Here is an 11388-nt window from a genome sequence, read left to right on the forward strand (position 1 = left end):
TATCGTGGAGAGCGTGAATTCAGCGTTTTCGGTGATCCCTTCGCGGATGCTGCTCTCGTACAACGGATAAGGAAAGAGATCGGAGCGCTCCACCCATCCGTGGCGAATAGGCTGCGGTGTCAACGAAGCAGGGTAAGATTATCCCCGCTGCCGCGTCATCCTATGCCTCACGAACGCTCCGCCTGGTGGAGGGCGCTGATCACACGCGTCAACCCGTCCTGCCAGGGCGGCAAGGTGACACCGAAGGTCGCGTGAAGCTTACCGAGTTCGAGGCGTCCGTCCGCCGGGCGTGTCGCCTTCACCGGATAGTCCTGCGTCGCAATGGGGCGCACGACCGGTCGCGGTCCGCCGAAGGGCTGCGCTGCGACGAAGATCGCCTCGGCGAAGGCATGCCAGGTGGTGGCGCCCTGCGCGACGGCATGAAACACGCCGTGATACTCGGCGCGCCAGCCGGTCTCCCGGGTGCGGGCCAGGATCGCGGCGATGGCATCGGCAAGGTCGGGTGCCGCGGTGGGATGTCCATGCTGGTCCGCCACCACGCGCAATTCCGGCCGCTGCGCGCCGACAGCCAGCATGGTCCGGACGAAGTTCCTGCCGATCGGCGAGAAGACCCAGGCGGTGCGCAGCACGGTGGTCATCGGATTGCCCGCCAGCGCCGCCCATTCCCCCGCAAGCTTCGTGCGGCCATAGACGGAAACCGGATGGGGCAGATCCGACTCGTGATAGGGCTCGCCCTTCAACCCATCATAGACGCAGTCGGTGCTCACCTGGATCAACGGGATCCCGGCAGCCGCGCACAGCCCCGCCAAAAGCGCGGGGCCGAGGGCATTGGCGCGGAAGGCGCCGGGCTCATCATCCTCGGCGGCATCCACCGCGGTCCAGGCGGCGCAGTTCACCACCGCATCGGGCCGGGCGGCGGCGAAGGCGGCGCGGACGGTTTCCGGCTTGTCGAACTCGAAGTCAGGTTGCCCGACCAGGAACGCCTCGAAGCCTTGCGCCGGAAGGCTTGTCTCGAGGCCAGTGGCAAGCTGACCGCCGCGCCCAGTGACGAGAATTCGCCGCATCACCAACTCCCGCGCGGAAAGATGACCCCAGCTTCCGCGAGGCGCGGCGCATTCGCGTCCTTGGCGGACAGGGTAGGGCTCTCCACTGGCAGTGGCCATTCGATACCAAGTGCGGGGTCGTTCCAGGCGATGCCGCCATCGGCTTCGGCGTTGTACTCGCCATCCACCTTGTAGAGCACCTCGGTGTCGGGCTCTAGGGTGATGAGGCCGTGCGCGAAGCCGCGCGGGACCCAGATCTGGCGCCAGTTGGCCGCCGAGATCTCCGCCGTCACGTGCTGTCCGTAGGTCGGGCTGCCTTCGCGGATGTCCACGACCACGTCCAGGATGCGCCCGCGCACCACGCGGACCAGCTTGCCCTGCGCATGCGGGGGGCGCTGGAAATGCAGCCCCCGCAGCACGCCAACATCACGCGAGAAGGAGTGGTTGTCCTGCACGAACTCCACAGCGAGCCCCGCGGCGGAAAGCGCGCTTTTCTTCCACACCTCGCTGAAGAATCCTCGCGCGTCGCCGAAGCGGGACGGCTCGATCAGCAGCACTTCGGGGATGGCGAGCGGCGTGACCTTCATTCGGGGTGCGACCCGTTCGCGACGTCGATCAGGTAGCGGCCATAGGCAGTCTTGCCGAGCGCCTCGCCGCGCGTGCGAAGTTCGTTCGCGGAGAGGAAGCCGCGGCGGAAGCCGATCTCCTCTGGCGCCGAGACGAACAGTCCCTGCCGCTCCTGCACGGTCTGCACGAAGGTCGCGGCCTGCAGCATGCTGGCCGGCGTGCCGGCGTCGAGCCAGGCGAAGCCGCGGCCAAGCTGCTCGCAGGCGAGCGCACCGTCCTGCATGTAAAGCAGGTTGAGATCCGTGATCTCGAGCTCGCCGCGCGCCGAGGGGCTCACCTGCTTCGCCATCTCCACCACGCGCCGGTCGTAGAAGTAAAGCCCGATCACCGCCCAGTCGGACTTGGGCGTGCTGGGCTTCTCCTCGATAGAGGTGACGCGGCCGGTGGCGTCGAATTCGGCAACGCCGTATCGCTCGGGGTCGACGACGCGGTAGCCGAAAATCGTCGCGATCCCGTCCTGAGCCCGATTGCCGGCGCTGAGCAGCATCCGCGACAGGCCCTCGCCGTAGATGATGTTGTCGCCGAGCGCCAGCGCGCAGGGTTCGCCGCCGATGAAATCCTCGCCGATCAGGAAGGCCTGGGCGAGACCGTCGGGGGAGGGCTGCTCGGCATAGGACAAGGTGATGCCGAAGGCACTGCCGTCGCCGAGCAGGCGTTGGAAGGCAGGCAGATCCTGCGGCGTCGAGATCAGCAGGATGTCACGGATGCCGGCCAGCATCAGCGTGCCCAGCGGATAGTAGACCATGGGCTTGTCATAGACCGGCAGCAACTGCTTCGACGCGGCCAACGTCATCGGGTGCAGCCGAGTGCCGGAGCCCCCGGCGAGGATGATGCCCTTCATGCCTTCACCCCCAGGCGCTGGCCCGCATAGGCCTTGTCACGGATCGGCCGCCACCACGCCTCGTTGTCCAGGTACCAGCGGATCGTATGCTCGAGGCCGGTTTCGAAATCGTAGCGAGGCTTCCAGCCCAGCGCCGCCTCGGCGCCGGAGGGGTCCATCGCGTAGCGGAAATCATGGCCCGGGCGGTCCTTCACATAGGTGATCAGCCGCTCGCGCGGCCCGGCGGCGTCGGGCCGCAGGCGATCGAGGGTCGCGCAGATCGCGCGCACCACTTCGAGGTTAGTGCGTTCCTGCCGTGGCCCGATGCAGTAGGTGGCACCTGGCGTGCCCCGCATCAGAGCAAGCACCAGTGCCTCGGCGTGGTCCTCGACGTGGAGCCAGTCACGGATGTTGTCGCCCTTGCCGTAGACAGGCAGCGGTCGGCCCTCCAGCGCGTTCAGCGTGACGAGCGGGATGAGCTTCTCGGGGAATTGCCACGGGCCGTAGTTGTTCGTGGTGTTGGAGACGAAGGAGGGAAAGCCGTAGGTGTGCTTCCAGGCCCGCACCAGGTGGTCTGACGCAGCCTTCGAAGCGCTGTAGGGACTGCGCGGGTCATAGGGCGTTTCCGGCGTGAAGGGCGGGTCGCCGGGATAAAGCGAGCCGAACACCTCGTCGGTGGAGACATGGTGGAAGCGGAAGGCGGACTTCGCCGGCTCCGGCAGCGCCGCCCAGTGTTCGCGGGCCGCTTCCAACAGCACTTGCGTCCCCACGACGTTCGTGCGGACGAACTCCGCCGGACCGTCGATCGAGCGGTCCACATGGCTTTCCGCGGCCAGATGCATCACGTGGCCGGGGCTGTGGGTGCGGAACACCATCCGCATCGCCTCGATGTCGCAGATATCAGCCTGAATATGGATGCACCGGGGGTCACCCGCATGCATGGCGAGCGCGGCGGGACTTGCCGCGTAGGTCATCTTGTCAACATTAACGATGGTTTCGTCCGAGGTGGCAAGGATATGACGGACAACGGCTGAACCGATGAAGCCAAAGCCACCTGTAAGTAAAATGGTCACTGCATACGATCCCGTTTACGCTGAGATCATTCGCATTCGGCGTGGGAAAAAACAAGGCGGGCTCGGGGGCTGGACACGGGCGGCCCAGGATGTTGTCGCCCTGCGGTGCGCCATGCTGCGAGGCGCCCGCGGTGCTTGGCTGGATGCGGGCAATGCCGTCGTGACCCGACATTGTCCGCGTGACTGGCGCCTCGAACCCGGTCGTGAGAAGCGTCCTACCTCCGGGCGCCGCCCGAGGCGCGCATGGGGCTCTTGGACATCTCTGCCGATGCCGTCTTGAACGGTGCAATGGCCTCGCGGGAAACTTCCGCCGCATTCAGGAAGACCTCGATGCCGCTCGGCGGCGGCGGCAGCATCTGCTCGCCGAAGGTGCACCGTGCGTCAATGAACAGCAGCCGGTCGGGACCCAGCGCATATTCGACGGACGCCTTCGAGGATGCGCGATCCGCCTGCAGGTGGGAACCTTCCACAATATCCAGCCGAGCGCGCTCCCGCGCCCAAAGGGCGATGACGGAGGGCATGGTGCCTTGCTTCTTCAGGAATGCGGCGACGTCGCCCGTGCTGGGAAGGTTGACCCTGACCGTCTCGACGCTGCCCAGATGCATGAGGCCCATCAACTCACCAACCGCGTGGGCCGGGTCGCGCACATCTGCCTCGAGCCGGTCGGGCCGCTCAACCGGGATGGTCAGCGTGCGATCATAAACCCCAAGCTGCCGGAAGAAACGCAGGAAGTCGTAGTCCGACTGGGAAAGCCAGCCGCGGCCCTGCATCCATTGCAAAGTCTCAAGCGTCATTCCAAGTGCCCCTTGAGGCAGCTTGGGGGCCGGCCCGGCGGCACCGACGATCCGGCTCGTCGCCTGCACCAGGAGGGCGTCGCTGCCCTCGAGCTTGACGATGAGCCGCTTGCCATCCGCTGGATCCGCAAGGGTGACGGGGAAGGAAAACCCGAACCGACCGTCGTCCAGGCCGGCTTCGGCCAGATCGTTGCGTTTGATTTCGACCTTTCCCCCGCCGACACACAGCGAGTCCACGAAGGCAAGGACGGTCAATCCCCTCAGGTCAACCGACGGAGAGTAGATCCATCCGCCAACAGTGTTGCCCTGAACCTTTTCAATTGCGCCTCTGAGCATGGGACCTCCTATTGCTACTGCAGGTAGCTACAGTATGATGAGTGAAGTCAATAGGGTACGTCATGAAATTCTGCGCATGCGAGATCGTCACGCCCGCTCGCGCCAAAGCCGAATATGGGCGCGAAGCGTTGCAGAACGTAGTCAAAACACTTTTCTGGTCGGGAAAATTACGGTAAACATCATTTGAGATCGTCAAATTTACCGCCTCGGTAGGTCGCCATGTGGGAGAGCAAATGTTTCGTTCTTTCGATGAAAATTTTCAACTAGGAATTGATTGTGTGGCCGCGCTCGATGCGTCGAAGCGGGTGGTCTATGGCTGGCACATGACGCCTCGAGGTGTCCCCGTCAGCCTCGGCTTCTCGACGCCCGATGGCCGCGCCTGCCGGATTTGCCACATCTCCCGTCACGCCCGCGCGGACGTGGTTCCGGAGGACCCCGGCGCCGCCACGGTGGGGGGCTTCTCGATCATCGTCGCGCTGCCGCATGCGGCGCGTGGCCTGATCATGACGGTGACCGCGGGCGAGGAGGTCGCGTCCGTCAATCTGGACGCGCCCGCCACGACGGACCTCTTCGCCGCGAACGAGGTGCGTGACTGGGGTGTGACCTTCGACCTGCTGAGGGAGTGCATCGGGCAGCCTGAACTTTTGCCGCTGCTGCAATATCAGTATCGTCCCTTTGGGGCCTTCGCCGGATGGATGGCGCATTTGCCCGTCGTCCAGGGGGAGGCCGAGAACTTCGGCATCGTCGCGCGGGTGGCATGCTCCTGCTCCCCGGCGGGCGAGGTGGCCCTGGACCTGCGCTTCATCGGGCGGTCGCGCAGCACCGTCCGGATCGACGCTGTTGCCATCGCGCGCCTGCGCAGCGATGACGGCGGGCCAGACGAGATCTCGCTGATGCCGTTTCACGATGTCCTGGCGCGGCATGTCCCTGGGGCCAGCGCCTTCTATGGCAGAATGCAATGGGAGCATGTCGCGAGGCTGCGCGGCGTGGATCTCCTGGTGCAGGTCACCTTCGACGATGAACGCGTCTGGCTGCGCTGCCAGCCCCGCGTCGAGTCGGTTCCAGCCTTCCTGGACATGCTCAGTTCCGCCCTGGCCGGCCAGACCGGGCAGTCCACTCTCATTGCCGATGTGGCCGAGCGGCGCGTCACCCTCGTCACCGCCCTGATCGAGGCGGAGCAGGAAAGGGCAGTGGGTACGCCCTCCTTCCCGAGGCTGGAATTGCCCGAACTCGCGCTGGTCGGCGTGGAAGACGTGAGCGCGTGTCGTCTCCTGCATCTGCTCGCTCCGGAGCTGGAGTCCTGCGCCAGCCGGCTCATGGTGCTGGGAGAGGCCGCGGAAACCGCGGCCCAGATCTTCAACCGGCGTGGCCGCCTGTCCGCCGTCGTGGCGCGGGAGGGCGGCGCCATCCTCGCGCGGGTGGCGGAGGTCGGGCCGGCCAATCTCGTCGCCGTCGATGTTTCCTCCCTGGCCTCCGCCGCCATTGAGGGCGGTGTGTCCGGCTTGTTGCGGCAGGTCCGGGTGGGTGGTCTGGCATATCTTCTGCTGCTGCATTCGCTCGCCGGGCCAACCAGGGCTCTGGGCGAGACCCTCACGCGCTATGGGGCGATGCTGCGCGATCCGAACCTGCCCTGGCTGCCGGTTGCCCATGATTGGCGGACCTCGCTGGCCGCGGAACTGGTGAACGAGCATCTGGAAGTGATCTGGCGGGACGTCCTGGCGGCGTCGTCATCGGGAGGCAGCCCTGAACCTGCCCTGACAGTCCTGGAGATCGAAGCATGAGCGGCGTATCCCTGACGCGGCCTTCGGTCTGCGTCCTTTCCCATGCCCATCCGGATTTCTCGAAGGGGGGCGGCGAGATCGCCGCGTATCGCCACTACCAGACGATGCGAGGGGCGGGCTGGAATACAACCTTCGTGGCCGCCGCCGATCTTCGCCCCGCAGGGACAAAGGCCGGCCTGCCGCCGCTGCCCGTCGTCATGCCCTACGCCGAGGGCGAACACCTCGTCACCACCGACCGGATGACCGAGGACCGCCTGTATTGGGAGGATGCGGATCAGAGGCGGGCGCTGGTGCGTTTCCTGGCCGGGCTCCAGGTGGATGTGTACCACTTCCACCACTACTGGCGGCTCGGCATGGACATGATCGCCGATCTCGCCGAGGCGCGGCCGGACGCCCATTTCGTCATGACCTTGCACGAAATGCTGGCGATATGTCTGCACCATGGGCAGATGATCAAGACGCGAGGCCGGGAGTTATGCAACACGCAGTCGGCGGTGCGCTGTCTCTCCTGCTTTCCGTCGGAGGGCATCGACGCGCTGGTGCTGCGCAAGGCCTACATGCTGAAGGGCCTGCAGTGTATGGACCACCTGATCTACTGCTCCGAATTCCTGCAGGCGCGATACCTGGACTGGGGCTTACACAATCGCGGCTCGGTGCTGGAAAACTATCTTGGCGACGACATGCTGGCCCTGCCGCGCCCCACGCCCAGCGGGACGAATGCGCATCGCTTTGCCTTCTTCGGCCAACCCACCGCCTTCAAGGGTCTCGACGTGCTGCTGCGCGCCATGGCCCTGCTGCCGAAGGCCAGCCGCAAATCCGGCCCCACCCCATTGCTGCTTGTCTTTGGGGCCGAGCAGGCCGATGTGCTACGCCTGTTCCCCAACTTGGCGCCGGTCCTCGAGGCGCTCGGCCAATCCGTGATCTTTGCCGGACGTTATGAATCCAGCGACGTGATCCCGTTGATGCGATCAGTCGGGTGGGTGGTTGTGCCTTCCATCTGGTGGGAGAATTCCCCCGTGGTCATCCAGGAGGCGCGCCGCGCCGGTACGCCACTCATCGTCTCGGACATCGGCGGCATGGCCGAGAAGGTGACGCCCGGACGCGACGGTCTGCATTTCCGCCGCAACTCCGCCACCGACCTGGCCGAGACGCTAGAATACGCGTCCAAATCCACGGTGCGGGCGCAATTCGCCGCCTCGGTGGAAGATGTCATCGGCCGGGACGCCTTCCTGGCGGGGCTTGCCGAAGCCTATGCGCCCACGGCCGCCCGCGCGCCTTTCCGCCAGCAGCAAGAGGCCGTCAGCTGAGCTTGCATGAGAGAACCGTGCCCGATAATTTCAGCTTGCTTGTACAGATGCCGGTAAAGATGCGGGGAATCTCTCCCGCGCTGGAGCGGAATGGTCAGGCATGACAGTCAAAGCAGGGAATTGGCTGACGTTCTTTCCAGTCCGCTTCGGTTCATTGAGGGCGCCCGGCCAGGCTGTAACGGCAAGGTCCTTTGGGAAGTCCCACTCAAGGACTTCAGCAAGTTTTTTGTATTTTGATATGGTCTGGTAAAAATTTATTCGAAATAGCGGTATCGCGCATCGCATTTTGAACGCATGGTCGAGGTGACAGGTTCCGACCATGCGCCTGAATGAGGCCACGCCGCGAGGGGCCTTCCAGACTTACCACACATCACATTGCATTCACCGAAGCGGGGCAGCAGTTTCAGAAGCATGCAAGTTCATCTCACGCCGGTGATGGTGCGCTGGGCCTATCGCCTACTGCTTGGCCGCGAACCCGAGAGCCAGGCGACCATCGACAACTGGTGCGGCGTGGGCAGCTTCCACGACCTGCGCGAAGGCATCCTCTCCAGTCCGGAAATGGCGGAACTCTCGATAGCAGGGTTCCCGGAGACGGGAGGGTGGATGGATGATGACGTGACGGAGGAAGCCGTTTTCACCCTCCTCATGCTACGCGACGGCCAGCCCCCTGGTGCCGGGGTAATGGAAGCCTTTCACGCGCAGCATGACAACCTTCTGGGCATGCGCCGTGCCCTGCTGCTCAGCCCTTCGATCAACGGGCGAATGCCGCGGGATGCCCATTCCGGCAGCCGGCAACTCGTGCTTCCAGGCGGCCTGGCGCGACTGTGGGGCGACCCCCGTGATCCGGAATTCGTCGGCGCTCCCGGCTTTGCGCCGCGCTATGCGGCGCTCCTGCAGGCCGCCTGGCCTGATGGCGGCGAGGGGCGTGTCATGGTGGAGAGCGATGCCGGCATCGGCGTGGTGACAATCGGGCTCGCCATGGGCGCGCCACGCAACGCAGTGCTGCTCACGCATGAGCCATCGCTCCGCAAGGCCGCGACGCTGGCGGAGAATGTCGCCGGCAATCGCCTGTCAACGGCGCATGTGCGCGATTTCGAGATGGGCGGGATCGCGCCGATGATAGAGCGGGAAGGCCTGAAGCGCCTGGACCTGCTCCGCCTGGCCGAGCCCGGCGCGCTGCGCCTCGCGCTCGAGAACGCGCCTCTGCTGCGGGCGCATGGCACCTTCGTGATCATCGGTTTCGACCTGACGCAGCTCCTGCTCCAGCCAGGGCCAAGCCCACTCAGCCTGCTGGCCGAATGCTGCGCCACCTTCGCCCATGTGGTCGCCTTCAGCGCATCGAACGAACCCATCGCCCTGCTCGACGAGGTGATGATGAAGGTCGCGCTGCGCCGAGCCTTGATGCGGGCTGACCGACGCGATGAGTTCATCCTGTGCCCGGATCTCGACTGGATCGACCGTTTTCGCCTGTTCTGACGCCCCCCTTGTTCGGGTATGGGTGCGTCCTGGGTGCAGGGGGAAGGGGCCCACGCTGCACAGGGAACTCGCCTCCTGGAGAAGCGGCAAACCACACCAACGGTGTCACTCACTCGGGGGTCGTGTCCCGCCGCTGCGCGGATACGCCTCCATGGCCGGGCCCTGCGAGCAGGCGTATCCGGGCCCAGCCCCGGTCCTTTCGGCGGCACCACCTGTCCGGTCCGGTTGCGGGATGCGAAGTCTGACACGGCGAGACCGAAGCGCCCTACAAGCAGGGCGCACCGTCCCACTGGTGAGGCATCACGCCGCCGCACGCGCCCGGTAGCCATTGGGTTGGGCCGCATGCCAATCCCAGGCCGTGCGGACGATCTGGTCGAGTTCCGCGAAGCGTGGCGTCCAGCCCGTCTCCGCCCGCAGCCGGGCCGAGGATGCCACCAGCGCGGGCGGGTCGCCCGCGCGGCGGGGGCCGTTCTCATGCGGCACAGGCCGGCCGGCCACGCGCTCCACAGCCGCCATGACTTCGCGCACCGAATGCCCGGCGCCATTGCCGATATTGTAGCGGACCGAACCCTGGTCCAGCCGCGGCAGCACCGCGATATGGGCGGCCGCGAGGTCTGCCACATGCACGTAGTCGCGCACCGCCGTGCCGTCGGGCGTATCGTAGTCGGTGCCGAACACGTGCAGCGGCGGCAGTTCGCCCAGCGTGGCCAGGATGGCGCGCGGGATCAGATGCGTCTCGGGGTCATGGTCCTCGCCCGCGCGGCCGGCGGGGTCCGCACCCGCCGCGTTGAAATAGCGCAGGGCGGCAGAGCGCAGCCCATGCGCGCCTTCCGCCCAGGCCAGCGCCTGCTCCACCATCAGCTTGGAGAGGCCATACGGGTTGACCGGGGTGGTGGGGGCTTCCTCGGTGATGGGCACCTCGCGCGGCACGCCGAACACCGCCGCCGTCGAGGACAGCACGAACTTGGTGCAGCCCGCCCGCGCCGCCGTCTCGGCCAGGAAGAGGCTGTTCGCCACATTCTCCCGGCAATAGCGCAGCGGCTCCTTCATGCTGTCGCCCACCAGCGACAGGGCGGCCATGTGGAAGACCGCGTCGAAGGACCAGGCGGAGAAGATCTCCTGCACCCGTGCGCGATCGGACAGGGTGGCTTGCACGAATTCCGCTGACGTCGGCACGGCCGCACGGTGGCCCATGCTGAGGTCGTCCAGCACCACCACCTCATGCCCAGCGTCGAGCAGGGCCAGCACAAGGTGGCTGCCCACATAACCCGCGCCGCCGGAAACCAGATATCGCATCGTCAGATCTTTCCTGCCTCAGCCATGAGCCACTTCTCCATGACGATCATGGCCGCCTTAAAGACAGACAAGGATCATGCCGCCAGCAAAAATGGATAATGGAATCCAAAATAATAATATGAAAGAGCTACAGCCTCGGCAAGATTGCCGTCGGCTCAGAGCCCATGTGGAGCCAAACTCAATCAGCTGAATCGGATGTGAAGCTCTACTCCTGCGGACGACTCGCGGGGGCTCGGTACGGGGTGGCGCCCATCAAACTGGATAGGCACCTGGGTGGACGGACTGCTTCTAGATGAACTCACGCGGTGGTTGTAAACGCAATCCGCTGGCAGGGTGGAACGTGATGTAATTCTCGAACCAGTCGCTGAGGCGTTGGAGTACAGAAATGGTGACGTGTCCCCCTGAAATGGCGCTATTTTTCGTTAGAGTCTGCTCCAGCAATAGACGGACGAATGAAGCGCAGCAGGTTCAGCGCTGAGCAGATCATCGGGATATTGAAGGAATAGCAAGCCGGCTCGGCAACGGATGTGTGCCGCCGACACGGCATCAGCGGAGCCACCTTCTACACATGGAAGGCGAAGTTTGGCAGCCTTGAGGTGACCGAGGCCAAGCGGCTTCGGACGCTCGAAGAGGAGAACGCCAAGCTCAAGAAGCTGCTGGCGGAGGCGATGCTGGACATTGCGGTGCTGAAGGACATCTCGACAAGAAAATGGTGACGCCCGGCGCGAAGCGAAACGCGGTCGCCCACGCCCGGAAGTGTCACGGGCTGAGCGTGCGTCGGGCGTGTGATCTGATCGGAATTGCCCGTCGGGTGGCGCGGTATCAGCCGAGTCGG

9 protein-coding genes and 1 pseudogene are annotated in these 11388 nt (G+C 65.2%); 4 read left to right on the forward strand and 6 right to left on the reverse strand.

Annotated features, from left to right (window positions below):
- Positions 1–167: 167 nt before the first annotated feature.
- From rfbD to GGQ83_RS19830, 5 genes are all read right to left on the reverse strand, one after another.
- Positions 168–1064 (reverse strand): dTDP-4-dehydrorhamnose reductase, encoded by an 897-nt coding sequence (gene rfbD, locus GGQ83_RS19810; RefSeq protein WP_184386733.1) that lies wholly within the window; start codon positions 1062–1064, stop codon positions 168–170.
- Positions 1064–1630, reverse strand: a complete 567-nt coding sequence (gene rfbC / locus GGQ83_RS19815) for a dTDP-4-dehydrorhamnose 3,5-epimerase (protein ID WP_184386734.1) — start codon at positions 1628–1630, stop codon at positions 1064–1066. The genes rfbD and rfbC overlap by 1 nt, the downstream gene beginning before the upstream one ends.
- Positions 1627–2511 (reverse strand): glucose-1-phosphate thymidylyltransferase RfbA, encoded by an 885-nt coding sequence (gene rfbA, locus GGQ83_RS19820; protein ID WP_184386735.1) that lies wholly within the window; start codon positions 2509–2511, stop codon positions 1627–1629. Before rfbA ends, rfbC begins: the two co-directional genes overlap by 4 nt.
- Positions 2508–3563 (reverse strand): dTDP-glucose 4,6-dehydratase, encoded by a 1056-nt coding sequence (rfbB, locus tag GGQ83_RS19825; protein ID WP_184386736.1) that lies wholly within the window; start codon positions 3561–3563, stop codon positions 2508–2510. Before rfbB ends, rfbA begins: the two co-directional genes overlap by 4 nt.
- 215 nt (positions 3564–3778) lie before the next feature.
- Positions 3779–4693, reverse strand: a complete 915-nt coding sequence (locus GGQ83_RS19830) for a hypothetical protein (protein ID WP_184386737.1) — start codon at positions 4691–4693, stop codon at positions 3779–3781.
- 278 nt (positions 4694–4971) lie between these two features.
- On the opposite strand from GGQ83_RS19830, the gene GGQ83_RS19835 reads away from it, so the two are divergent.
- The 3 genes from GGQ83_RS19835 to GGQ83_RS19845 all read left to right on the forward strand — a co-directional run bounded on the left by GGQ83_RS19835 (position 4972) and on the right by GGQ83_RS19845 (position 9257).
- Positions 4972–6474, forward strand: a complete 1503-nt coding sequence (locus GGQ83_RS19835; RefSeq protein WP_184386738.1) for a hypothetical protein — start codon at positions 4972–4974, stop codon at positions 6472–6474.
- Positions 6471–7781, forward strand: a complete 1311-nt coding sequence (locus GGQ83_RS19840; RefSeq protein WP_184386739.1) for a glycosyltransferase — start codon at positions 6471–6473, stop codon at positions 7779–7781. The genes GGQ83_RS19835 and GGQ83_RS19840 overlap by 4 nt, the downstream gene beginning before the upstream one ends.
- 411 nt (positions 7782–8192) lie before the next feature.
- Positions 8193–9257 carry a hypothetical protein gene (locus GGQ83_RS19845; protein WP_184386740.1) on the forward strand — a complete coding sequence of 355 codons (1065 nt, stop codon included), beginning with the start codon at positions 8193–8195 and terminating at the stop codon, positions 9255–9257.
- Between the two features lie 300 nt (positions 9258–9557).
- On the opposite strand, the gene galE is transcribed toward GGQ83_RS19845, so the two are convergent.
- Positions 9558–10553 (reverse strand): UDP-glucose 4-epimerase GalE, encoded by a 996-nt coding sequence (gene galE / locus GGQ83_RS19850; protein WP_184386741.1) that lies wholly within the window; start codon positions 10551–10553, stop codon positions 9558–9560.
- A 452-nt stretch (positions 10554–11005) separates the two neighbouring features.
- Between galE and GGQ83_RS19855 the strand changes: the two are divergent.
- Positions 11006–11388: pseudogene (locus GGQ83_RS19855) on the forward strand (transposase); the annotation flags it as partial.

It is taken from the genome of Roseococcus suduntuyensis, assembly GCF_014196305.1.
Lineage (GTDB): Bacteria > Pseudomonadota > Alphaproteobacteria > Acetobacterales > Acetobacteraceae > Roseococcus > Roseococcus suduntuyensis.